Source organism: Pseudoalteromonas sp. AOP31-A2-14 (assembly GCF_052378035.1).
GTDB lineage: Bacteria > Pseudomonadota > Gammaproteobacteria > Enterobacterales > Alteromonadaceae > Pseudoalteromonas.
The window spans coordinates 972,191-994,392 of the sequence record NZ_JBQSXI010000001.1 but is presented as its reverse complement, the minus strand read 5'-3'; the positions used below and the strand labels follow the sequence as shown (position 1 = coordinate 994,392).

General features: G+C 40.5%; 22 protein-coding genes and 3 pseudogenes. 8 read left to right on the top strand and 17 right to left on the bottom strand.

Features of this window, described 5'->3' with window-relative positions:
- Positions 1 to 37: 37 nt before the first annotated feature.
- Together ACT3S9_RS04630 and ACT3S9_RS04625 are read right to left on the bottom strand one after the other, a co-directional pair.
- Positions 38 to 364: an RnfH family protein gene (locus ACT3S9_RS04630; RefSeq protein ID WP_441836649.1), complete on the bottom strand. Its 327-nt coding sequence runs from the start codon at positions 362 to 364 to the stop codon at positions 38 to 40.
- Positions 361 to 801: a type II toxin-antitoxin system RatA family toxin gene (locus ACT3S9_RS04625; protein ID WP_441836650.1), complete on the bottom strand. Its 441-nt coding sequence runs from the start codon at positions 799 to 801 to the stop codon at positions 361 to 363. Before ACT3S9_RS04625 ends, ACT3S9_RS04630 begins: the two co-directional genes overlap by 4 nt.
- Positions 802 to 1,127: 326 nt before the next feature.
- On the opposite strand from ACT3S9_RS04625, the gene smpB reads away from it, so the two are divergent.
- The 4 genes and pseudogenes from smpB to ACT3S9_RS04605 all read left to right on the top strand — a co-directional run.
- A complete protein-coding gene (gene smpB / locus ACT3S9_RS04620) occupies positions 1,128 to 1,607 on the top strand; it encodes an SsrA-binding protein SmpB (protein ID WP_441836651.1) in 480 nt (159 codons plus the stop codon).
- A 173-nt stretch (positions 1,608 to 1,780) separates the two neighbouring features.
- A pseudogene (locus ACT3S9_RS04615) lies at positions 1,781 to 2,440 on the top strand (TonB-dependent receptor plug domain-containing protein); the annotation flags it as partial.
- A 65-nt stretch (positions 2,441 to 2,505) separates the two neighbouring features.
- Positions 2,506 to 4,049 (top strand): IS3 family transposase gene (locus tag ACT3S9_RS04610; RefSeq protein WP_110957763.1). Its coding sequence is split into 2 segments (ribosomal slippage): positions 2,506 to 2,971 and positions 2,971 to 4,049, totalling 1,545 coding nucleotides; the frame shifts between segments, so codons are not numbered across the junction.
- Between the two features lie 36 nt (positions 4,050 to 4,085).
- Positions 4,086 to 6,020 (top strand): annotated as a pseudogene (locus ACT3S9_RS04605) (TonB-dependent receptor domain-containing protein); the annotation flags it as partial.
- Positions 6,021 to 6,087: 67 nt separating this feature from the next.
- Here the strand turns inward: ACT3S9_RS04605 and ACT3S9_RS04600 are convergent.
- A complete protein-coding gene (locus tag ACT3S9_RS04600; RefSeq protein WP_441835313.1) occupies positions 6,088 to 6,693 on the bottom strand; it encodes a peroxiredoxin in 606 nt (201 codons plus the stop codon).
- A gap of 242 nt (positions 6,694 to 6,935) precedes the next feature.
- Positions 6,936 to 7,649 (bottom strand): fatty acid metabolism transcriptional regulator FadR, encoded by a 714-nt coding sequence (fadR, locus tag ACT3S9_RS04595; RefSeq protein ID WP_441835312.1) that lies wholly within the window; start codon positions 7,647 to 7,649, stop codon positions 6,936 to 6,938.
- Between the two features lie 238 nt (positions 7,650 to 7,887).
- On the opposite strand from fadR, the gene dsbB reads away from it, so the two are divergent.
- Both dsbB and ACT3S9_RS04585 read left to right on the top strand, forming a co-directional pair.
- The gene (gene dsbB, locus ACT3S9_RS04590) at positions 7,888 to 8,406 is read left to right on the top strand and encodes a disulfide bond formation protein DsbB (RefSeq protein WP_441835311.1); all 519 of its coding nucleotides are present in this window, start codon (positions 7,888 to 7,890) and stop codon (positions 8,404 to 8,406) included.
- A 1-nt stretch (position 8,407) separates the two neighbouring features.
- Positions 8,408 to 8,710, top strand: coding sequence for a DUF6170 family protein (locus ACT3S9_RS04585; RefSeq protein WP_441835310.1), 303 nt, complete (start codon positions 8,408 to 8,410; stop codon positions 8,708 to 8,710).
- A gap of 22 nt (positions 8,711 to 8,732) precedes the next feature.
- On the opposite strand, the gene ACT3S9_RS04580 is transcribed toward ACT3S9_RS04585, so the two are convergent.
- Positions 8,733 to 9,029: a ComEA family DNA-binding protein gene (locus ACT3S9_RS04580; RefSeq protein ID WP_441835309.1), complete on the bottom strand. Its 297-nt coding sequence runs from the start codon at positions 9,027 to 9,029 to the stop codon at positions 8,733 to 8,735.
- Positions 9,030 to 9,292: 263 nt separating this feature from the next.
- Here ACT3S9_RS04580 and ACT3S9_RS04575 point away from each other — a divergent pair, with 263 nt between their 5' ends.
- On the top strand, positions 9,293 to 9,601 hold the full coding sequence (locus ACT3S9_RS04575) for a YebG family protein (RefSeq protein ID WP_441835308.1): 309 nt from the start codon (positions 9,293 to 9,295) through the stop codon (positions 9,599 to 9,601).
- Between the two features lie 141 nt (positions 9,602 to 9,742).
- On the opposite strand, the gene ltrA is transcribed toward ACT3S9_RS04575, so the two are convergent.
- Together ltrA and putP are read right to left on the bottom strand one after the other, a co-directional pair.
- The gene (ltrA, locus tag ACT3S9_RS04570; RefSeq protein WP_086960535.1) at positions 9,743 to 11,017 is read right to left on the bottom strand and encodes a group II intron reverse transcriptase/maturase; all 1,275 of its coding nucleotides are present in this window, start codon (positions 11,015 to 11,017) and stop codon (positions 9,743 to 9,745) included.
- A 786-nt stretch (positions 11,018 to 11,803) separates the two neighbouring features.
- Entirely contained in the window at positions 11,804 to 13,315 is a 1,512-nt protein-coding gene (putP, locus tag ACT3S9_RS04565) for a sodium/proline symporter PutP (protein WP_444750792.1), read from the bottom strand.
- A gap of 423 nt (positions 13,316 to 13,738) precedes the next feature.
- Between putP and ACT3S9_RS04560 the strand changes: the two are divergent.
- Positions 13,739 to 13,963, top strand: a pseudogene (locus ACT3S9_RS04560) (EAL and HDOD domain-containing protein); the annotation flags it as partial.
- A gap of 182 nt (positions 13,964 to 14,145) precedes the next feature.
- On the opposite strand, the gene ACT3S9_RS04555 reads toward ACT3S9_RS04560, so the two are convergent.
- The 10 genes from ACT3S9_RS04555 to ccmA are packed head-to-tail and all read right to left on the bottom strand — an operon-like array spanning position 14,146 to position 21,883.
- Positions 14,146 to 14,877, bottom strand: a complete 732-nt coding sequence (locus ACT3S9_RS04555) for an MlaA family lipoprotein (protein WP_441835306.1) — start codon at positions 14,875 to 14,877, stop codon at positions 14,146 to 14,148.
- A 9-nt stretch (positions 14,878 to 14,886) separates the two neighbouring features.
- Positions 14,887 to 16,167, bottom strand: a complete 1,281-nt coding sequence (gene ccmI / locus ACT3S9_RS04550; RefSeq protein ID WP_441835305.1) for a c-type cytochrome biogenesis protein CcmI — start codon at positions 16,165 to 16,167, stop codon at positions 14,887 to 14,889.
- The gene (locus ACT3S9_RS04545; protein ID WP_441835304.1) at positions 16,168 to 16,629 is read right to left on the bottom strand and encodes a cytochrome c-type biogenesis protein; all 462 of its coding nucleotides are present in this window, start codon (positions 16,627 to 16,629) and stop codon (positions 16,168 to 16,170) included.
- Entirely contained in the window at positions 16,626 to 17,198 is a 573-nt protein-coding gene (locus ACT3S9_RS04540) for a redoxin family protein (protein ID WP_441835303.1), read from the bottom strand. Before ACT3S9_RS04540 ends, ACT3S9_RS04545 begins: the two co-directional genes overlap by 4 nt.
- The gene (locus ACT3S9_RS04535; RefSeq protein WP_441835302.1) at positions 17,195 to 19,153 is read right to left on the bottom strand and encodes a heme lyase CcmF/NrfE family subunit; all 1,959 of its coding nucleotides are present in this window, start codon (positions 19,151 to 19,153) and stop codon (positions 17,195 to 17,197) included. Before ACT3S9_RS04535 ends, ACT3S9_RS04540 begins: the two co-directional genes overlap by 4 nt.
- Before the next feature lie 2 nt (positions 19,154 to 19,155).
- Entirely contained in the window at positions 19,156 to 19,635 is a 480-nt protein-coding gene (ccmE, locus tag ACT3S9_RS04530) for a cytochrome c maturation protein CcmE (protein WP_441835301.1), read from the bottom strand.
- Positions 19,632 to 19,835, bottom strand: coding sequence for a heme exporter protein CcmD (ccmD, locus tag ACT3S9_RS04525; RefSeq protein WP_441835300.1), 204 nt, complete (start codon positions 19,833 to 19,835; stop codon positions 19,632 to 19,634). Before ccmD ends, ccmE begins: the two co-directional genes overlap by 4 nt.
- Positions 19,836 to 19,837: 2 nt before the next feature.
- On the bottom strand, positions 19,838 to 20,575 hold the full coding sequence (locus tag ACT3S9_RS04520; RefSeq protein ID WP_441835299.1) for a heme ABC transporter permease: 738 nt from the start codon (positions 20,573 to 20,575) through the stop codon (positions 19,838 to 19,840).
- A 1-nt stretch (position 20,576) separates the two neighbouring features.
- Complete coding sequence (gene ccmB / locus ACT3S9_RS04515) at positions 20,577 to 21,263, bottom strand: heme exporter protein CcmB (protein ID WP_441835298.1); 687 nt, start codon at positions 21,261 to 21,263, stop codon at positions 20,577 to 20,579.
- Positions 21,263 to 21,883 (bottom strand): cytochrome c biogenesis heme-transporting ATPase CcmA, encoded by a 621-nt coding sequence (gene ccmA, locus ACT3S9_RS04510; protein WP_441835297.1) that lies wholly within the window; start codon positions 21,881 to 21,883, stop codon positions 21,263 to 21,265. Before ccmA ends, ccmB begins: the two co-directional genes overlap by 1 nt.
- Positions 21,884 to 22,202: the final 319 nt, after the last annotated feature.

Below are 22,202 nucleotides of genomic sequence, written 5' to 3'. Positions count from 1 at the left end.
CCTTTTTTGTGTGGGTATAAAATATACTCAACCCACTTTAGGATTTATCAATTGGACGACCACCGGTCACTTTATTAGCTCGACCTTCTTCTTTTGCTTTTTCAGCGCGACGGCGCCTAGCATCTTTAGGATCAGCTATTAACGGACGGTAAATTTCTATTCTATCTCCATCTTCAAGCACTTGGTCCAATTTACAAGTGCGATTCCAAATACCTAAGGTTAATTTGCTAGCATCAATATCAGGACATTTCTCAATAATCCCTGAATTAATCACCGCTTGTTCAGCATGAGTGCCCTTGGGTACTTGTATGTTTAAACAAGTCGCCTTATCCGGCAACGCAAAAACCACTTCAACATTAATCATGACCGCGGCCCATATACTTCTTTTGCCCGTTTAGAAAACGCATTAACCATATTCTTAGCCACTTCATTAAAAATCTTACCAAAAGCAAGCTCTATGAGTTTACTGGCAAACTCAAATTCAAGTTTGAGCTCAACCTTACAGGCTTGCTCATCAAGCATCTTGAAATGCCAGCGCCCATGTAATGCTTTAAATGGTCCATCAACTAACTGTAATGCCACAGTGTGCTCATCAATCATGGTGTTTTCAGTGGTAAACCACTTTTTTAAACCCGCTTTTGAAATTTCAAGACTAGCGGTCATTTTATCTTCTTCCTGAGAAATAATTTTAGCGTCTGAGCAATTTGGTAAAAACTCTGGATACGCGTTAATATCATTCACTAAATTAAACATCTCTTGGCTGCTATACATTACTAGCGCACTTTTTTCTATTTGTGGCATACTCACTCCCAACTGTGTGGGAGAATTTTAGCAAGCTTTGCGTTTTTCCCCAAACTTTACTGGTGCAATTAGGTTTGTTAGCTTTTCCTGATTGAATGTGTAGCATCGTATTTTGATTTTTAGATAAAGGTCATGATCAGAACATGCTAGCTTTGCTCAATTATACTTAGCGCCTATTTTAGGTTACAAAATCTCGTGCCCCGATTAAATCGCCTCTAGATTGCACAAATCCCCCCTTAGAGGCCAACAGACCTAAATTCTATTTTTTAGTCAGAAATTAAAAAATCGATGTAAAAAGCGGTGCTTTACGTATATTATGAGCCACTATGGCTAAGAAAAAATCATCTAAATCGACAAGTAATACCATCGCGCTCAATAAGAAGGCGCGTCATGAGTATTTTTTACACGACAAGTTTGAAGCAGGCGTTGAACTGCAAGGCTGGGAAGTAAAAAGCATCCGAGCTGGCAAAGTAAACATCTCTGAGACTTACATTCACCTAAAAGACGGCGAAGCGTTTTTACTTGGCAGTCAAATTCAGCCACTTATCAGTGCTTCTAGTCATGTAATTTGCGACTCAATGCGCTATCGAAAATTACTATTAAACCGGCGCGAACTAGACCGCCTAGTAGGTGCAACCGAGCGTGATGGCTATTCACTAGTTGCCACGGCCATGTACTGGAAGCAGTGCTGGGTAAAGCTCGAGTTTCACTTAGCGAAAGGTAAAAAAATGCACGACAAGCGTGAGGACGGTAAAAGTAAAGACTGGTCTCGCGAAAAAGAACGGTTAATGAAACACAAAATATAATCTCCTTCAAACGCCTAACTCAGTTAGGCGTTTTTGATTACACGTTATTTAATATATGTAAAAAATTCTATATTAGACCTTCCGCCCACTTGCTTACAATAATGCAACATGCTATTAATACCCCCGGTTAAATAAACCAAAAAAATTAATAACTTGACAACAAGGACTGAAGGATGAAACAAAAAATTCCATTTTCCCCCACTCTTCTTGCGTGTGCAACACTTGCATTTATGGGCAGTTATACTGCGTCAGCAAGTGCCGCTCAAGAAGCTGAAAATGTCGAACGCATTGAAGTGACTGGCTCTCGTATTAAACGCTCAGATATGGAAGGTCCATCTCCCGTACAATCAATTAGCCGTGCAGACATTGATAATATGGGCTACGACAACCTTCAACAATTACTTGAAAAAATGCCTGCTGCTGGTAACGGTACTTTTTCAACTCGTGGTAATAACCAAGACTCAACTGCAAATGGTTCCGCCGCTGTAAGCTTAAGAGGACTCGGGGCTGACGCAACTTTAGTATTAATTAATGGTCGACGCGTAGCAATCAGCGCGTTTGCTGAAAGTATCACTAACTCTTTTGTGGATATCAATAGCATCCCTGTTTCAGCAATCGAACGTATTGATATTTTAAAAGATGGTGCATCTGCTATTTATGGCTCTGATGCAGTAGCAGGTGTCGTTAACGTTATTTTGAAAAAGGATATCGATGGCCTTGAAGTTAACTTAGGCTACGGTGGTACCGATGGCCCTAATTACGAAGAGACGACTGCAAGCTTAGTTTGGGGTACAACTTCAGATAAAAGTAGTGCATCTGTCATTGTTGATTATCCCTCTCTGTCAGACTAGTTGTCGCGCTTAATATTCAACCATTAAACAGAGGGCGTGGAGTAACAATGAAACATTATTCAGCGCAAAGCAAAGAGTCGGCTCTTCAGAAGATGATGCCTCCAAATAATATAGCAATAGCCCAATTATCAATCGAGATGGGGATTGGTGAATCAACCTTGTATAATTGGCGAAAACAAGCAATTGATAAGGGGCATTTAGTGCCAGGTGATGGAAAGAATGCTGAGCAGTGGTCATCAGCAAATAAATTCTCAGTCGTGTTGGAAACAGCCTCTTTAAATCAAGCTGAGTTAGCGGAATATTGCCGAGGCAAAGGTCTTTATGTGGAACAAGTATCGGCTTGGCGAAATGCGTGTATAGATGCAAACGCTAACGTTAAAGAGCAAGAAAAAGCCTTCTCCACCGAAACAAAGAAAGATAAAAAACAGATCAATCAATTAGAAAAGGAGCTACGTCGAAAAGATAAGGCACTCGCTGAAACCGCAGCACTATTGGTGTTAAGAAAAAAAGCAAATGCGATCTGGGGGGAAGCCGAGGACGAATGATCCTCGACTCAGCTCGCATTCAAGCAGTTAAACTAGTTAATGAAGCTGTGAGTTCTGGTGCGCCAAAGTTTAAAGCTTGCCGTGAACTTGGGATCAGTGTCCGGACGTATCAACGTTGGACTGTTGACGGGAACATAAAAACAGATGGTAGACCAATATCTCAGCGCCCTGAGCCAAAAAATAAGCTATCAAAAGCAGAGAGAGATAACATATTAGCCATCGTTAATAGCGATGATTTTAAGAGCTTACCACCAAGCCAAATCGTCCCTACATTAGCAGATGAGGGTATTTATCTTGCTTCTGAATCAACATATTATCGTGTTCTTCATGAAGAAAAACAGCAAAACGCTCGCGGACGTAGTCAGATAAAAGAGAGAAAAGTACCGACGACACACTGTGCTACAGGGCCAAACCAAGTGTGGTGTTGGGATATTACTTGGTTACCAGGCCCCGCTAAAGGGCTGCATTTTTATTTATATTTGATACTCGATATATTTAGTCGAAAGATTGTTGGATGGGAAATTCATGATGACGAATCAGCAGAAAATGCATCAATATTAATTAAGAAAGCTCATTTAAAAGAAGGAGTTAAAGATAATCCTCTGGTACTGCATTCGGATAATGGAAGCCCAATGAAAGGCTCATCAATGCTTGAAACACTTTATAGTTTAGGTGTCGTGTCGTCTTTTAATCGTCCTAGGGTGAGCAATGATAATGCTTATGCTGAGTCGATATTTAAAACGTGTAAATATCGCCCTGACTATCCGTATAAAGGGTTTTCAACAATTGATGAGGCGCGTAGTTGGGTGTTGAAATTTAGCCACTGGTATAATTTTAACCACAAACATAGTGGCATCAAATACGTCAGCCCACATCAAAGGCATTCAGGATTAGCGGGTGACATATTGGCTAATAGAAAAGAAGTTTATCAAGGTGCTAAAGATGCTCACCCTGAGCGCTGGAGCGGTAATATCCGTAATTGGGATTTACCAAAAGAAGTGTACTTAAACCCTGAACAAAATAGTGTCAAGGCTGAGAGTGCATAACGTAGTGATCGCGACAACTAGTTTGACAAACACCGTTATTATAAGAACACGACTCTTAGTTCAAATGAAATGGGAAGTCTTGGCACAGCTAACCAAGCCCCTTATGGCGGTCAAGACTTTCGCTCATCACGAGGCTTTCCAGGTACATTTGATGTTAATGGCACTCAAATGGCAGATCCAAACTGCCCTGCAGATCAAATAAGTAGCAGTAATAGCTGTGTGTTTGATTATGGTCCTTTTGGCTATATCACTCCAGCTTCTGAGCGTGTTGGTGCTATCTCACAGTTTGAATATAACTTTGATACTGGCATAACTGCTTTTATGGAACTGGCTGTACAACATAATAGTTCAGTTGCACAGGGTGCGCCGACTCCATTAGATAAAGATGCAGGCTTAACTGTGCCAGCTAATCACCCTAATAACCCATTCGGTCAACAAGTGGGGATTAACTTCTTCAGAACTGTAGATGCAGGTGCACGCCAATGGGATATTGAATCTGACACCTTACGTTTTGTTGCCGGTTTAAAGGGTGAAATAAATGACTGGAGCTGGGAAACTGCGGTTCAAAAAGGTCGCAGTAAATCGCTACAAACAGGCGATCGCACACAAGGCTGGGTAAGAACAGACTTTTTACAACAAGAAATTAATGCAGGTAATTATAATCCATTTGGTGGTACTTATAATGATCCTGCGGTGATTGACCGTATTACCACAAGTTTAACACGTCGTGGAGAGTCACATATGACCTCTTTCGATGCTAATATTACTGGCGAAGCATTCACTTTTGGCGATGATGTTGTGATGATGGCTGCGGGTATAGAGTATCGAGAAGAAGATGTTAGTGATATTCCTGACGACCAATTTCAACGAGGGTTAATTTTTGGTACTGAGTCTGTTTCTGCTGCGGCTGAACGTGATCAGTATGCTGCTTACGTTGAGTTCTCAATACCACTTGCCGATAACTTAGAACTGCAACTAGCAGGACGCCACGATGATTACAGTGATTTTGGCACCACAACAAACCCAAAAGTAGCACTTCGTTGGGCGCCAACAGATGAAATCACAGTACGAGGCTCTTGGGCACAAGGTTTTAGAGCGCCATCACTTGCACAAATAGGTTTAGGCCCTTCAGAAAAGAGTCAATTCTTTGTTGATAACTATCGCTGTGAAGCTACTGGCCTTGATTGTAATGCTCTTGATTACAACATTCAATTTGCGGGTAACCCAGACCTGCAACCAGAAGAATCAGAATCTTGGAATGTCGGCTTTATTTGGGCTCCAACAGCCGAATTTGGTTTGAGTGTTGATGTATGGAGTATCACTCAAGATAATAAGATAGACGAACAAGAGTTTGGCCCTATTTATGATGCCGAATGTAATGATCAAAACAGCACGGTATGCGTACGCTTACCTCCATCAGGTAGTGATAGTCTTGGTGTTATCCAAAAAATATATAGCACATTCGAAAACGTCTCCTCACAAGAAGTGTCAGGAATAGACTTTTCAGTTAACTACAACCATTCATTGGATGATTTAGGCTTGTTAAAGTTTAATCTAGAATGGGCGTATCAAGACAAGTTTGAAAAAAATGGCCGCGATTATACTGGAGAATATGGCTATCCTGAGCACCGCTGGATATTTTCAACTAATTGGGAACTAGGTGAGCTTAATACCAATATGAATATCAGTTATGTTGGTGAGTTTGAGGATACCCCAGATATTGATTTTGACGGCAACTTGGACTTTGATACAGAAACCTCACGAATGGTTGACTCACAAGTGTTGGTCGATTTACAAACCGCTTATCACATAACTGAATCAACAAGATTATCGTTGGGTGTAAATAACTTATTTGATGAAAAGCCCCCTTTTGTTATTGGTGATGGTGATTCTGATCTATATGGCTACGCCTCTGCGGTACATAACCCTCGTGGTCGTTACTTCTATACTAAAGTTTCTTTTTCGTTTTAGTTTGAATAACCAATAAAAAAACCTGCCAATTGGCAGGTTTTTTATCAATTAACAAGTGCCTATATAATTATAGGTCGCCTTCGTTCTCAGAAAGGAATTTAGCAACGCCTTCAGGGCTTGCATCCATACCTTTTTTACCTTCAGTCCAACCAGCAGGGCATACTTCGCCATTCTCGCTGTGAAATGCAAGTGCATCGACCATACGGATCATTTCGTCAATGTTACGGCCAAGCGGTAAATCGTTAACTACTTGATGACGAACATTACCCTCTTCATCGATTAAGAATGAACCACGAAATGCAACGCCCGCTTCAGGATGCTCAACATCATACGCTTTACAAATTTCGTGCTTAGTGTCTGCAATTAGTGGGTATTTAACTTCGCCAATACCACCATCTGCAACAGAAGTGTTACGCCATGCATTGTGTGAGAACTGAGAGTCGATAGACACACCAATTACTTCTACGCCGCGCTTTTGGAACTCTTCAAAACGCTTATCAAACGCGATTAACTCTGAAGGACATACAAAAGTGAAATCTAATGGGTAAAAGAAGATAACTGCTTTTTTACCTTTGATTGCTTCGTGAAGGTTATAGCTATCTACGATCTCGCCGTTACCAAGTACAGCTGCTGCGGTAAAATCCGGTGCCTGACGGCCTACTAATACACCCATGTTATTCTCCAAATAGTTGAGTTTATTTCCAATTGCTTACGCAATACTTGCCTAATATATGGGATTGAAAACATCAATTCCAAGGGCAAAATCACATAAAAGTGACATTATTCTAAAATTAACTGATTTAAAATGACAATCGAATTTTTCGATATCTACCATTAATAATTTTGATGCTTATAATGGCTTAAATTGTAGGCACAAAAAAACCTGCCATAGCAGGTTTATTTAAAAATTAAGAGTTAATCCATTATATCTTCTGGCATATCACCACGGATACTCTGCCAAATTTCACCTGTTTGGTGACCATATTTACGCATCATAGAAATAGCACCATCATGCTCGCGCTTTTCAGCTAAGATAGTTAAGTCTTTATAAAACTGACGCGCTAATTCACGCGTGCCTGGATCTGAGAAGTAATGGCAGCCAATCTTAGAGTAAAATCCTTTAAACCCATTGAGAATGAGTACATATATTCTGTTATTCCCCGCAGCAGCAAGCTCATGATGTACTTTATAGTCATAGTCTGCGAATGCTTGAGCGCTATCTTCTAGTTCATGACTTTGAGATAAAATTTCAATAACGCGATCAGGTGCAAGCTTGATCGCTGCGCGAGTATAAATAGCGCTAATATTAGTACGTGCTGATAACAGCTGATCTGTCAGCTCTGGCATTTTATCTTCATCAAGACGAGCCAGCGTTTCTAATATATTTAACCCTGAAGTTTCCCAAAAATTATTTACTCGTGTTGGTTTCCCATGTTGAATAGTTAACCAACCATCACGTGCCAAACGCTGGAGTACTTCACGTAAAGTAGTGCGCGTTACGCCAATTAACTCTGAAAGTTCGCGCTCAGCAGGAAGGATAGATCCAGGGGGGAAGTCACCATTCCAAATAGATTCGACAATGTACTCCTCAGCAAATCCAGCCGGGCTTTTAGCTTTAAAAATTCTCATTCACTTCCTACTCACGTATTCGCACAGTTTTATTTTAAATTAACTGACTGATTGTACCAGACGAAACCAAACTAACAAGCAAAGTCAACGACAATATTGTAACCATAGAATTCTCTGTATTTAAATTACGACACAAAGCCACTATTAAGTATTAAGACTCACCACTTAGCCGTTTTTAGCTTGCAGAGGCTTTCATAGATAAGTGATAATCAGACTTTAAATTGTTACAGGACAAACTATGAATTGGTTGACAGAATTATCACAAAAACGCGCCAGTTGGTTATCATTGGCCGCAAGTGCTTTTATCTTTGAAGTTATCGCTTTATTTTTCCAATATCAAATGAATTTGGCACCGTGCATTATGTGCATTTATCAACGCACTGCCATGCTAGGTTTATTAGCAGCAGGCTTAGTTGGTGCGATTAACCCAACAAAATTAATATTTAGAGTAATGGGCTTTACTAGCTGGGGCCTTGCAAGTATTTGGGGATTCTTAATTGCTCGTGAGCACATTGCAATGCAAACCACGACCGACCCTTTTGCATTTAGCTGCGAATTTGAACCAAACTTTCCAAGCATCATACCATTACATGAATGGCTACCTAGCTTTTTTGCTGCAACAGGTGATTGCGGTAATATTGACTGGCAATTTTTAGGGCTTAGCATGCCAGCATGGATGGAAATTATTTTTGCACTGTTTGCACTAAGTTTCATCGCAATATTAGCTAGTCGGCTAATTACTAAGAAATCGATTTAATATGTGGGTCTTTTTTTCAAGCCAACTTCCTGCTCTTAGTGAGTTTAAAATACGTGAGCGTCAGCAAATCATTGCAATTGCATTAAGTGAGCTCAGCGCAAGTAGTAAGGTCCTGTTGAGAATTGCTAAGCTATTTTTGCTTATCCCGGTATTTTTTGTACTTGCTTGTATAAAAGGTTGGTTATTATTACCTTTTATACTTTTAGCGGGCCTATGCTACCCACTTTTAACTGTACCTGTAGAGATCATGTTTGCAAAACCTCATTTAACAAAAGCAATACAGCAATTTAAACAGGGCGAATAATTCGCCCTGTGCTATACAGCTCTCAGAGCGTCACTTTACCTTCTAACTTGCTCAGTAGCTTATCGCCAATTCCTTTTACTTGTGTCAGTTCTTCAACTGACTTAAATTCTCCCTTCTTCGTGCGATAATTAATAATTGCTTGTGCTTTACTTTCACCAATTCCAGGCAGCATAGCCAATTGTTCAGCACTTGCGCTGTTAATATTCACTTTGTCACTTTTCATTTCACTCATCGGTTTACTTTTAGCCGGCTCAGCTGTTACTACATGTGAAAATGATAAGCTCAGTAGTAATACCACTATTAAAGTTATAAACTTCATGTTCTTCCTCCGTGATGTCCTTACATGGACACTGTTAATAGTTGCAAATTTAAAAATAAAAGCCTTACTTTTAGACTAACGCCAAATAAAGTCAGCTAAAAGCTCGACCTTACTAACTAAAGTAGACTGACGCTTTTTTGTCAATGTACCTATAATAAAAAATAAAAATGTTCACTTGCAAAAATGACAGCAAACCTTTACTGTATAAAAAAACAGTATTCAATTGAGGTAGTTATTTACCTTCTAAGCTGGCAGGAGAGATCATGGCTGTTGTTATTAAATATGTGGTAGAAAGAAGTGGAGTCGAGCGTATGACGTTTACAAGCAAAAAAGAAGCGGATGCGTATGATAAAATGCTCGATATTGCAGAATCACTTGAAGTAATACTTGAAAAAGTCGATGTGCCATTAAGTGAACAGCAAATAGAGTCGTTAGCACTTGAAATAGCAAAAGAAAAAGATCAGTTTATGGCCGTATTAAAAGGCAATAAAGAATCGGTAAAAAAAGCCGAAAAAACCAAAGCACCAACCGCCGAGTCTACCAAAGAAGCCAAAGATAAACCGGCCAATTAATTTACTTTTAAGTCCTAAATGTGTAGCACAAATAAGGACAAGCAATATATCGAGTAGGGTGAGGCTTATGCCTCATCCCTCTCACAGAACCGTACGTACGGACCTCGTATACGGCTCCTGTACCCTTCACATTTTATCAACTTATTTCCTAAACGCCGATAAAGCAAGCCATCCCGTATTCACTTTTTCTATTGGATATAAACCAAGCTCCTCAAACCATTGGTTTGGCATCGATACACAAGATAAAGGGCTTAGTGAGTTACGCCACGAGTTCATCTTAATGAACTTAAACGGTGGCTTTTTTCCTAACTGCTTTAGTCGTCGATGTAGCCTTGATGGCTTCTTCCACAACCTCAGCTGTATTGCCCTTAGTCTTCGTCTGATCCAACCTGCCAAGGCTTTTAGCTCTCGTTTACAATTGGCTATACTAAAATAATTTACAAAACCGCGCACAACTGGATTTAGCCGTTTTATTACTTCTGCTAAATTTATGCCGCCGTTACGTTTTGTTAATTGCTTCACTTTTTGTTTAAACCCGATGAGTTTTGATGCTTGTATCCGTGTCCACTGGCTACCTATCTCTACTCCCAAAAACTTCACTCCTTTGCTGCTATGAGCAATATGGGTTTTATTTTGGTTCACGGTTAATTTCAAGTCTCGCTCTAGTATCTGGGTGGATGCCTTAAGTGCTTCTTGCGCTGCTTTTTCTGTGCTGCACAAAATCAAGATATCATCTGCATACCTCACTATTCGGTGATTACGCTTTTTCATTTCTTGATCGAAAGCATCTAGGTAGATATTGGCCAATAACGGGCTAATTACGCCACCTTGTGGGCTTCCTATCGTACTAGCCTCCCAGTGTTCACCTATCATTACTCCGCTTTTTAAGAACTGATTAATCAGTTTTAAAATACTACCGTCCGTCACTTTGCGTCTAACACTCCTAATTATCAAAGCATGATCAAGCAGGTCAAAACACTTCGACAAATCCATGTCTACGACCCAGTCGCGATGGTATTTACGGATAAATACACTTGCTTTACTGATAGCGTCATGACAGCTTCGTTTCGGCCTATACCCATAACTCGATGGGTGAAAGTCGATGTCGAATATCGGTTGGAGTATGTTCAATAGTGTTTGTTGCACTATTCGGTCTCGAACTGCGGGGATACCTAGCATTCTGACACCGCCATCATCTTTGGGTATTTCCACCCGTTTGACAGGTTGTGCCCTATATTGCTTGGTTTGCAGCTCAAGTTGCAGTTGTTTTAAGTTTGCTTCTAAATTCAGGGCGAATGCGCCTACGGTCTGCCTATCTATTCCGGCCGCTCCTTTAGCTGCTTTCACTTTTTTGAATCCCTTGTACAGGTTATTAATGTCTAATAATTGTCCGTACAAGCTGTAGTAAACTGTCATTTTCTGCCTTTGCTTGCGGTATGTCTGCTCGTGTCACTCTACTTATCGCTGATTCTTCATGATGACATTAGGTGTGCTAGCCTTTTTTGGCAATCTGCCTAAGTGGTCAGTCATTACTCCATTGCTCGCCCTTCAATTCTCAGCGTCTACATTCCTGTTTGGCCGTCATATTTTGGCTATTTCCGTCGAAATACTTGTGAGCCGATAAACAAAAGTTCCCGTCTTTCATACGCTTAAAGAATACTTCCCCCCTTCGCAATCAATTAAAGCTTTTGGCTAAAGTTGACCCCATCAAACATAATGTTGATGGTCGGCTTGGTTTTCCCCTCCACACCATTACTGGCTTTCATCGGCCTAGCCTTACTCACTACTACGGGTTCATCTGCCACCTCACACCGACACTAAATCTTGGCTTTCACCTTGAATTTAGGCCACTTACTCTCATTAAGTTTAGATGCCAGGCTTCCCCAGTTACTGCACTGGCTCCCTGTTAGAAATCCCACCCTCAAGCACAGTATTGGTCTGACTAAGTATAGGGCGTTGCGCTATTTTGCACGCTGACCCACCAATACTGCCGAAACAGGTTACGGTTAGTTGTGTACCTCTAACTTCTTATGGCTTCCTTCAGACCCCACCGTTGGCCAGTGACGCCCTTGCCATTCAGATTATCTTCCCCTTAGTCAGGGTGATAAGGCATCTTTCAGCCTATCGGGTTTGCCAGCTTCGCTGGGCAAACAAAAAAGGGACAACAAGTGTTGTCCCTTTTTTTATGCTGTTATATTTTTATTAAAGTAAACGTTCTACTTCATCAAATAATTCAACTATTTCATCATCAGGCGCAGGGGTTGCCAGACTTACCACAACAATGGCGATACTAGATAAAATAAAGCCTGGTATAATTTCATAAACAACCGAACTTAATGCTTTGCCATCGATGGTTATTGGCGCGTATATCCACACCAATACTGTTAATGCACCAACAACCATACCCGCTAACGCACCATAAAAGTTCATACGCTTCCAATATAAACTGATCAGCACCAATGGACCAAATGCGGCACCAAAGCCAGCCCATGCATTGCTCACCAAGTCTAAAATTGAACTATCACGGTCATAAGCTAAATATATTGCAAATAATGCCACTAATAACACACTAATTCGGCCCACTGACACAAGCTCTTTTTGAGACGCATCACGATGCAAGTATATTTTATAAAAATCTTCAGTTAATGAGCTTGAACAAACCAGCAACTGAGACGAAATGGTACTCATTATGGCCGCTAAAATAGCAGCTAATAAAAAGCCAGCGATTAGTGGATGAAACACTACTTCCGATAAAACTAAGAAGATTGTTTCTTTATCTTCAAGTGGCATTTGGTTTTCTATTATAAATGCTGCACCAAATAAACCAGTAAGCACAGAACCGATTGCTGATAAAGTCATCCAAGACATACCAATACGACGCATTGCGGGCATATCTTTCACGGAACGTACTGACATAAAACGCACAATAATATGCGGTTGGCCAAAGTAGCCTAGGCCCCACGCTAACGCTGAAATAATTGCAATTGTTGAGCCTCCGGCAAACCAATCCAGCATATTTAATGAATGTATTTCATCTTCTTTTGGCGAGCTCAGTAATAAATCATAACTTGCACTGGACAGTGTATCTAATACCGGCTGGTCAAGCATGGTGTAAGTAACTATTGGCACCGCAAGCAAAGAGATAAACATAATACACCCTTGCACAAAGTCAGTTAAACTTACGGCTAAAAAACCACCAAACAAGGTGTAAACCACCACCACACTGGTAGTAACATAAAGACCCATTTCGTAGCTCATACCAAATGAGCTTTCAAACAACTTACCACCTGCAACTACGCCGGATGATGTATATAAGGTGAAGAAAACGATGATCACAATAGCTGAAATTACACGAAGAATATTTTTATTATCGGCGAAGCGATTAGAAAAATAGTCTGGAATGGTAATAGAATCATTAGCTTTTTCAGTATAAACACGAAGCCTTGGCGCCACTAAAAAGTAGTTTGCCCAAGCACCCACAACTAAACCAATTGCAATCCATACTTTACTTAAACCAAATAAATACATTGCCCCGGGTAAGCCCATGAGCAACCAGCCACTCATATCAGACGCACCTGCCGACAACGCAGCAACACTCGGTGGCAGATTACGACCACCTAGCATATAGCCTGATACATCACCGGTAGATTGTTTGTATGCGTAAAAACCTATCCCCAGCATGACTACAAAGTACAGTCCTAGCGAAATTATCATTCCAATTTCCAAATTTGCCTCCAATCTAAGCAGTAGACGTTTAAAATTTGGCTCTTAATCCTAATAATGACTCACATTGCTGCTATAAAAGACATTATTGGTATAAAAACCAACTCAGTATCTGACTATATCATGGCTTTAGCCGATAACTCCACTCGGCTGCGTTTAACACTATTCACTTTGTATTAATAATTACAAACATTTATATTTATCGCAAGGTAATGGTTATTTTATTCTGCTTACCCAAAATTATAACAATAATTATAAATAGTTCAGCACTATAGATTTACTTTAACCTTTTTATTAATGCAATTTAAAATATTTTACAATATGTTGCAGGTGTATCGATTAACTGATTTGGATCGACTTTTTATGTATTTTTATGCTGCTCGCCAACAAACTTAAGCCCGTGATAAAAAGCTAATAGGTTACGAGTTACTTTTTCGTGATGGGATAGATAATGTTTTCCCAGGCATTGACGGTGATGAAGCCACCTGAAAAAAGAACGAAGGAAGCCAATTTAACTTCGCCTTAGAAGATTTAACTGATAGCAAGCTAGCCTATACCATCTTTACCCTTGAAACTCTAAAAAAGGCAACTCTAAAAAAGGGCTCCCCTACCTTATTAGATAAAGATAAAATTGCAGTTTAAATTTTAGAGTCTATTCAACAGGTTAGCGGATAAAAAAGTGACTGACGCTTATCACGATGCGTTAAACTGGGCCAGTGAGCAAATATCTGTATTCGGTGACTAATAAATTTATATCACTGCAAAGGGATATAAATAAAAATGCCAGTAATTTACTGGCATTTTTTATACTTGCGTATTAATTATAGACTATCTAAAAAGTCTTCATCAAAGTCATCAGGCTCTTTTTCAATCGGTGGGTTACCATCGTGCAGTTCATATAACTGGCGTTGAAAATAGATATCTTTCATAAATATGTACGGGTCGAGTGACTCATTTAATAAGCTTTCTTGTGGAATAAGTGATGCTCGTGCCTCAACAGCTTTTAGTGCAAACACGAGCACTGTTTCTGGTGTAGTTAGTGTGATTTTAGGCAGTATAAAGCCATCTACCACATCGCCACTTAGGTTACGTGCTGTTGACGGCCCCATACCAGGTAGCATTAGATAAGCACCATCGCCAACGCCCCATACCCCTAGAGTTTGCCCAAAATCCTCATCGACTATATTCAACCCGAGCGAACTTGCAACATCAAATAAACCAAAAAGACCCACCGTAGAATTTACTAAAAAGCGCGCCATACTAATGCCCGCATTACCAGCTTTCCCCTGAAGAGATGCATTGATCACATCGGTAGGGGCAGAAATATTATCAGTGAAGTTAACAATACTACTTCTGACCGCTACCGGAGTGACCGCCACATAACCTACAGCCACCGGACGCAATAAATAAGCATCCAGCACATCCATATTAAAATCGTACATAGGACGATTAAAAGACTGTAAAGGATCCCGCTCATCGACCTTTTCGTCTGGAACTTGAGCGCAACCACTCAGTATCATTATTGCGCTCAAAAAAAGTCCTCGTATCAACATTTTCTATCCTTATTGTATTACGGTATCAATCTTTAACTGATAGTTAGTCGTTTCGCTGCGTTTTAGGGTTTTTGACAGCCCTTCAAGCTCTCCTGCTGATGGCATTACCGTGGCATCTTTTGAGATACGCGCCGTTAATATAATATCTTCAACGCTTGATAAAGTAAGTCCCTCAACCATCGCATTACTATCACTAAGCTCAACAGTTAGTGGGAATTGATACTCTGTAAGTTTTACTACCGCAAGCGGCATGGGTGGCCCATTTGCTGCTTTAGCAAATACAAATAAAGTACCTTCTGTGGGCAACTGTTCAATGAGTGATTGCGCTATATCTACAGTGATAGCTATTTTTGCAGTATGGCTGACTGGGTTGCTTTTGACCGATATAGATTCCGATGCTTGTGTATCACTTTGTGAGGTAATTTGCTGATCAATTTCTTCAATTCGTTGTTTAATCATGGAATAACGTAAGTCGCTTTTGTCCATACTCGATAACAGCACTTCAAAAGCTAACTTTGCTTGTCGCCAATCTTTACGTTCATAGGCAATCAACGCTAATAATGAAATAGCATCTAAATTAGTCGGATCATCTTTTAAAACCTTTGACAACATACCTGCTGCACGGGTCATATTAGCTTCATTGCCTTCAAGTAGTAATACTTGACTATAGCTCACTAATACTTGTTGGTTATCTGGATTCATACGCAACACGTTATCAAATGACTGCTGCGCCATATCATACTCATTCAACGACATGGCAACACGGCCTAATAACATCCACGCGACTTCGTCGTCACCACTTTGGTCAAGTTTAGTTCTAAGGCCAAGCGCAAACGCTTGTAATTCATTAGGGGTAAGGGGCTCACCTTGTTGCATAACAGCACGCTCACCGAAACTTGCTAAGTTAGCCATTGCATCATGCCAGTTTTTTATTTGTGTTTCACTGCCAGTAAAACTATAAAACACTCCCGTCAACACCACTAAAAAGGCACTACCCGTAAGCGCGAAAATACGATTATTACCTTTACTATTCAATGATTTTTCGAATGATAGCTCATTGAGTAAGCGGCATTTCAATTCGATTATTGACTCATCATAGCTTTGCTGTTCAATACGTTTATTTTCAAGATCTGCACGTAATTCTTCTAAACGTTGATGATAAATATTAATTAGTTCTGAGTTCGCATTAGCATCTAACTGCTGTACCTTTTCTTTACGCAAAAAAGGCACACAAACAAAGAGCAATGCCAGCAGAGTGAGTAATGCAAAAGAAGCCCACATTAATGCCATTTAGTTTTGCTCCTGACGTTGATTTTGTTTGATAAGTTTTGCCAGTAATGCTTCATCCTCAGCACTCCACGTTTGTTTAACAGACGCTTTACGCTGACGAATAACAATAAAACCAAAGCCCACAATAACTATCAATACAGGTAATACCCACAGCACCAAAGTAGCAGGGGTAACTGGTGGATCGTAGTGCACAAAGTAACCATAGCGATCAATCATATAATCAATCACTTCATCCTTACTTTTACCTTCGTGAACTAGCGCAAGCACTTTATCACGTAAATCTTTTGCTACTACAGCATCAGAATCAGCAATATTTTGATTTTGACACTTAGGGCAACGTAGCTCTTTTGTTAGTTCACTAAAGCGCTGAGCTTGTTCATCATTAGCAAATTGATAACGGTCTTGTTCAGCATGAACTGTAATACTCATAACGAGTAAAAAGCAGGCTAAAATATATTTCATGGTGTGAGCTCCTGCATTAATGGTGCAAATTTAGCGCGCCAAACACGTGGATTAATATCGCCAGTGTGATGCAACAAAATCACCCCTTCGCTGTTTACTAAGAATGTCTCAGGTGCACCAGAGACTCCTAAATCAAGAGCTAGGGTTCGGTCTAAGTCTAAAATGTTAAACTGATAAGGGTTACCTGTTCGCGCGAGCATGCTTGATACATCATTTCGTAGTGCTTGCATATCAAATGGACCGTCAAAGTCAGAATCATAGCTTTGTACATAATATAAACCAATAATATTAACCCCTTGCTCACGTAGCTGAGTTAAATAGTCAAGCTCCACTAAGCACGTTGGGCACCAAGTGCCCCATACATTGAGCAAGTATACATCACCGTCTAAGTCATTTTGTGTCCAGCGCTTATCATCTTGCATTAAGTCAGGTAAATTAAATTCTGGCATAGTTTGGCCAATCCGCCCTGTTTGTAACTCCCTTGGATTAGCAAATAAACCTTGATATAAAAACACACACAAAAAGGCAAAAATTAATAACGGTAAAATAGCGACAGCTTTACGGTTCATACATCACGCTCCTGTCGCGTTTTGAGTTTCGTGCGATAACGTTTATCACCCAAGACTAAAAAGCCTGCTAGTGAAATTAAAATACCGCCAATCCACATCCAGCGAACGTAAGGTTTGTGATAGATACGTAATGACCATGCACCATGGCTTAGCTGTTCGCCAAGCGCTAAATATAAGTCGCGGGTAAAGCCGGCATCAATTGCGGCTTCAGTCATAAATTGCATACCAATATCATAACGGCGTTTCTCAGCGTGTAAAACGGTTACTAGCTTATCGTTTTTAAGCACACTCACTTCCCCCGCATGACCACTGTAATTAGGGCCACGAATGGTGTTTACACCTTCAAAACGGTATTCATATTGATTCAACTGCACAACATCGCCGGGGTCCATTGCCACATCACGCTCGACAGAATAAGCAGAGGTTAATGTTACACCAGCAATCACAAACGCTAAACCAACATGGCCAAGTACCATTGCCCAGTAACTAAGTGTTAAACGCTTAAAGCCTTCTTTTAGGCTTGTTTGCACCGATACTTTACTATACAGATCAGCACCAGTAGCGAATAAAATCCAAACGGCCAAGGTTGTTGCCAGCATAGTCAGTGGTGCAACTACGTCATAGCTTGAATATAACCACGTAGCAGTAACGATCACACTCATAGATGCTGCGAACATCAGTTTATTACGTAGTGAAATAAGTTTATTTTGCTTCCAGCGAAGTAATGGACCAATACCCATTAAAATAACGAATGGCACAATTAAAATCGCAAACATCTTATTAAAGAACGGTTCGCCAATTGATATACTACCCAGCCCCATTTCTTTATGAACCATCGGTAATAAGGTACCTAGTAAAACAATTAATGTGGCCACAATTAAAAATATATTATTGAGCCATAACGCCACTTCGCGTGACATAAATTTATAGCGTCCTTCACTGCGCACTTGTGATACACGTAAGGCGTACAAGGTTAAAGCCCCACCCACTACGATGCCCAAAAAGGCCAAGATAAATAAACCACGATCAGGATCGGTAGCAAATGCATGCACCGATACAATAATACCTGAGCGTACAATAAACGTGCCTAATAAGCTTAATGAAAATGCAGCGATGGCTAGTAATACCGTCCACGACTTAAACACCCCCCGCTTTTCAGTCACCGTTAGCGAATGCAGTAATGCAGTAGCTACAAGCCAAGGCATTAATGATGCATTTTCGACAGGATCCCAAAACCACCAGCCACCCCAGCCAAGCTCAGAATAAGCCCACCAGCTGCCAATAGTAATACCTAAGGTTAAAAATCCCCATGCTGTCATTGTCCAAGGACGTGACCACTTAGCCCACGTATTATCTAATTTACCAGTTAATAGTGCAGCAATAGCAAATGCAAATGAAACAGATAAGCCAACATAACCCATATACAAAAGTGGCGGATGAATTATCATCCCAGGATCTTGCAATAATGGATTTAAGTCACGCCCTTCAACAGGAAAATAGGGTAATAAACGTTCAAATGGACTAGAAAGCAATAAGGTATAAAGCATAAAGCCCACACCTAAAAAGCCCAGTACACCGAGTACTCGAGCACGCAGTACCCAAGGTAATGATTTAGAACGCGCAGCAACAAGTGCTGTCCAGCCAGCTTGCATCACCAGCCATAATAAAATAGCGCCTTCATGGCCACCCCATGTTGAAGTGATCTTATAATACCAAGGTAAGGTACTACTTGAATGATAGGCCACATAAGAAACAGTAAAATCATCCGTTAAACTTGCATATATAAGCGCCGCAAATGCAATAACCACAAAGCCAAATTGACCAATTGCCAACGAGGGCGCTGCTCGCATTAGCCGTAAGTTACCCGTATGAGCTCCCCATAAAGGAAAAATACACAGTAAAACACTGAGCACCATCGCTAGTGTTAAGGAAAAATATCCGATTTCTGGGATCATATTTAATTACCGTAATCTATATTATATTTCGGTTTCTCGTGCTTAATGCCTTTAACAGCCTCGGCGACTTCTGCAGGCATATACTCTTCATCATGCTTAGCAAGTACTTCAAATGCTTCTATTACATTTGGTTCTATCAGCACACCTTGTGCAACAATACCTTGTCCTTCACGAAATAAATCAGGCAAAATCCCTTGGTATTTAATAGTCACAAGCGGGCCTGTATCAATAAGTTTAAAGCTCACGTTAAGACTCGTTTCATTACGCACCACAGAGCCTGGTACAACCATGCCTCCAATACGTAATTTTTGACCTACAAATGGCTTTTCTTTATTTGGGCCTTTACCTTCTATAAGCTCACTTGGGGTATAAAATAAATTTATATTTTCTTGTAAAGCATACAATACTAAACCAATCGTTGCGCCAACCCCAAAAATAATAGCCACAACCGCTAGTAAACGCTTCTTACGCCTTGGGTTCATAATTGCTGCTCCTGCTTGGCCTTTTTGATACGCTCTTCACGAATCATTTGCTGCTTAACATCGGTTAAAATACGTTTGGTATCATTACGAGACATAAACAAAATACCTAATAAAATTAATGCACAGCTACCAAACGATAACCATACGTAAAAGCCATAGCCACCCATGGCAATAAAATCAGAAAAAGAATCAAACTGCATAATTAGCCCTTATCCGCAAGCTGACGCACCCAAGGGCGTTGTTTCTCACGTTGAAGAATCTCATTTTTTAAGCGCATTAATGTCACCGTACCAACAAAGGCTGCAAACGCAACAATGTTAACCATTAATGGCCAAAACATACTAGAATCAATAGCTTCTGTATCAAATTTAGTGATAGTGGCACCTTGATGTAAGGTATTCCACCACTCCACTGAAAAGTGGATGATAGGTAAGTTAATTACTCCAACAATCGCGAGTATTGATGCGGCACGCCCTGCCGCTTTTTTATCTTCAAAAGCATGATATAAAGACAGCACCCCTAAATATAAAAATAACAAAATAAGCTCAGAGGTTAAACGCGCGTCCCACACCCACCAAGCTCCCCACATAGGCTTTCCCCACGCAGCACCGGTAATAAGTGCGATAGCCGTAATACAAGCACCTACTGGCGCGATCGCTATCACCGCAAGCTCGGCATTACGTAACTGCCACACTAGCGCAACCACCGCAGCAATCGCCATCGACGAGTACGCTCCCATTGATAATATAGCTGAAGGCACATGAATAAAAATAATTCGGTAACTGTCTTTTTGTTGATAATCTGCAGGGGCATAGGCAAGTCCCCACACCCAACCAACTAACATACAGATCACCGTAACAACGGCAAAATAAGGCAACAACGTGTTACACAATTGGTAGGCACGTTCTGCTTTTGCATAGGGATGTAACCATTTCCACATATTAACTTACACTCACTTTCAATGCTGACGATATGGCGATTGGTGCGCTAAGGGTTGCAACCACTAACATAGCACCAAGGATGGCAAGCTGTCCGCTGTAATCCAATGACATTGCACTGGTATCAATAGCAGATGTTGCAAAAATAAGTACCGGAATATACAAAGGTAAGACGAGTAAACTCATTAAAATGCCCCCCTTGTGTAGACCCACAGTAAGCCCTGCACCAATAGCACCTATAAAACTTAATAATGGTGTGCCTAGCAACAAGGTAAGTACTGTAGCGCTGAGCGCCGTTGTCTCTAAATTGAGTAATAATGCAAACACTGGCGTCATAAGTACCAACGGCAAACCAGTAATGACCCAGTGCGCTGTCACTTTAGCTAATACAGTAACAGGTAATGGATAGGACGAGGCAATAAGTTGCTCTAAGCTGCCATCGTGGTAATCATCACGAAACAACTTATCAAGCCCCAACATAGTCGATAATAAGGCCGCAACCCAAATTATACCCGGCGCCATACGAGCAAGTAGACCGGGTTCTGGGCCAATTGCTAACGGAAATAAAGTAATAACAATTAAAAAGAATAATATGGGATTAACAATTTCTGCACGCTTGCGAAACGCCAAACGTAAGTCTTTGTTCAATACAGCGCAAAATAAGCGCCAATATGAATGCTGACGAATCATTAGTGGTGGTACTCCAACGTCACAGTTTTTAGTTCACTAAACTGAGCGGTTAAATCTTGATGAGTAGTAAGCAAAATAGCACCACCATTATCCAAATGTTCAATAAAACGCTGCTGAAGGTAACTTACCCCGGCTTTATCGAGTGCAGTGAAAGGTTCATCTAATACCCAAACCTTGGCATCACTGAGCCATAATCGGGTTAACGCGACTCGGCGTTGCTGACCCGCAGATAAAGTTCTAACAGGTACATCTTCCAAACCAACCAAGCCAATTTTAGCCATCACCGGATAAAGATCCGCTGGGCAGGTATAACCTTGTATCTGTAACCAAAAACGTACATTTTCAATGGCACTGAGCTGAGTATTGACTCCCGTTTTATGGCCAATAAATAATAACTCGCGGGCAAATTCATCATAGTGACAATCAATTGGTTTATCTTGAAACAAAATCTGCCCTTCATCAGGCGTAGCAAAACCCGCAATTATACGCAATAAAGATGTTTTACCAGCGCCGTTAGGCCCCGCCAATTGCATGATTTGACCTGATTTCAGGCTAAAATTAAGATCCGCAAACAAACAACGTTCTTGCTTGATGCAGGAGACGGACTTAATGTGTAACAAGATAACTATTCTCTTAACCAAAATTAGGCGTTAGTTTACCATAATGGTAGGGTAATACGAATATGAATCGCCCCGAGTTTATCGCAGACCCATTTATTTAAGTTAGGCCACTTTACCTGACTCGCTTAAATTAAAACGAGTAGTTTGCTTCACATTAAACTAGTGAAACAGACCTAATTGAAGATATAACCATTGATTGTTAAACCAACTGACCCACTCTAAGGTCGCATATTCAACAGCATCAACGTTTCTCCACGTGGTGTTAATATGAATATTTTCCACTTTAAATCAATAATTTATCGATTTTGTTATTGGGTTA

What these genes read in the sequence shown, in the direction of transcription:
- fadR (WP_441835312.1), bottom strand. Translation starts at nt 7,649, where the DNA reads ATGAGAATTTTTAAAGCTAAAAGCCCGGCTGGATTTGCTGAGGAGTAC.
- ACT3S9_RS04575 (WP_441835308.1), top strand. Translation starts at nt 9,293, where the DNA reads ATGGCTGTTGTTATTAAATATGTGGTAGAAAGAAGTGGAGTCGAGCGT.
- ACT3S9_RS04555 (WP_441835306.1), bottom strand. Translation starts at nt 14,877, where the DNA reads ATGTTGATACGAGGACTTTTTTTGAGCGCAATAATGATACTGAGTGGT.
- ACT3S9_RS04580 (WP_441835309.1), bottom strand. Translation starts at nt 9,029, where the DNA reads ATGAAGTTTATAACTTTAATAGTGGTATTACTACTGAGCTTATCATTT.
- ccmD (WP_441835300.1), bottom strand. Translation starts at nt 19,835, where the DNA reads ATGCAGTTTGATTCTTTTTCTGATTTTATTGCCATGGGTGGCTATGGC.
- ltrA (WP_086960535.1), bottom strand. Translation starts at nt 11,017, where the DNA reads ATGACAGTTTACTACAGCTTGTACGGACAATTATTAGACATTAATAAC.
- ACT3S9_RS04540 (WP_441835303.1), bottom strand. Translation starts at nt 17,198, where the DNA reads ATGAACCGTAAAGCTGTCGCTATTTTACCGTTATTAATTTTTGCCTTT.
- ccmE (WP_441835301.1), bottom strand. Translation starts at nt 19,635, where the DNA reads ATGAACCCAAGGCGTAAGAAGCGTTTACTAGCGGTTGTGGCTATTATT.
- ACT3S9_RS04545 (WP_441835304.1), bottom strand. Translation starts at nt 16,629, where the DNA reads ATGAAATATATTTTAGCCTGCTTTTTACTCGTTATGAGTATTACAGTT.
- ccmI (WP_441835305.1), bottom strand. Translation starts at nt 16,167, where the DNA reads ATGGCATTAATGTGGGCTTCTTTTGCATTACTCACTCTGCTGGCATTG.
- ACT3S9_RS04520 (WP_441835299.1), bottom strand. Translation starts at nt 20,575, where the DNA reads ATGTGGAAATGGTTACATCCCTATGCAAAAGCAGAACGTGCCTACCAA.
- ACT3S9_RS04630 (WP_441836649.1), bottom strand. Translation starts at nt 364, where the DNA reads ATGATTAATGTTGAAGTGGTTTTTGCGTTGCCGGATAAGGCGACTTGT.
- ccmB (WP_441835298.1), bottom strand. Translation starts at nt 21,263, where the DNA reads ATGATTCGTCAGCATTCATATTGGCGCTTATTTTGCGCTGTATTGAAC.
- ACT3S9_RS04600 (WP_441835313.1), bottom strand. Translation starts at nt 6,693, where the DNA reads ATGGGTGTATTAGTAGGCCGTCAGGCACCGGATTTTACCGCAGCAGCT.
- ACT3S9_RS04585 (WP_441835310.1), top strand. Translation starts at nt 8,408, where the DNA reads ATGTGGGTCTTTTTTTCAAGCCAACTTCCTGCTCTTAGTGAGTTTAAA.
- smpB (WP_441836651.1), top strand. Translation starts at nt 1,128, where the DNA reads ATGGCTAAGAAAAAATCATCTAAATCGACAAGTAATACCATCGCGCTC.
- putP (WP_444750792.1), bottom strand. Translation starts at nt 13,315, where the DNA reads ATGATAATTTCGCTAGGACTGTACTTTGTAGTCATGCTGGGGATAGGT.
- dsbB (WP_441835311.1), top strand. Translation starts at nt 7,888, where the DNA reads ATGAATTGGTTGACAGAATTATCACAAAAACGCGCCAGTTGGTTATCA.
- ACT3S9_RS04625 (WP_441836650.1), bottom strand. Translation starts at nt 801, where the DNA reads ATGCCACAAATAGAAAAAAGTGCGCTAGTAATGTATAGCAGCCAAGAG.
- ACT3S9_RS04535 (WP_441835302.1), bottom strand. Translation starts at nt 19,153, where the DNA reads ATGATCCCAGAAATCGGATATTTTTCCTTAACACTAGCGATGGTGCTC.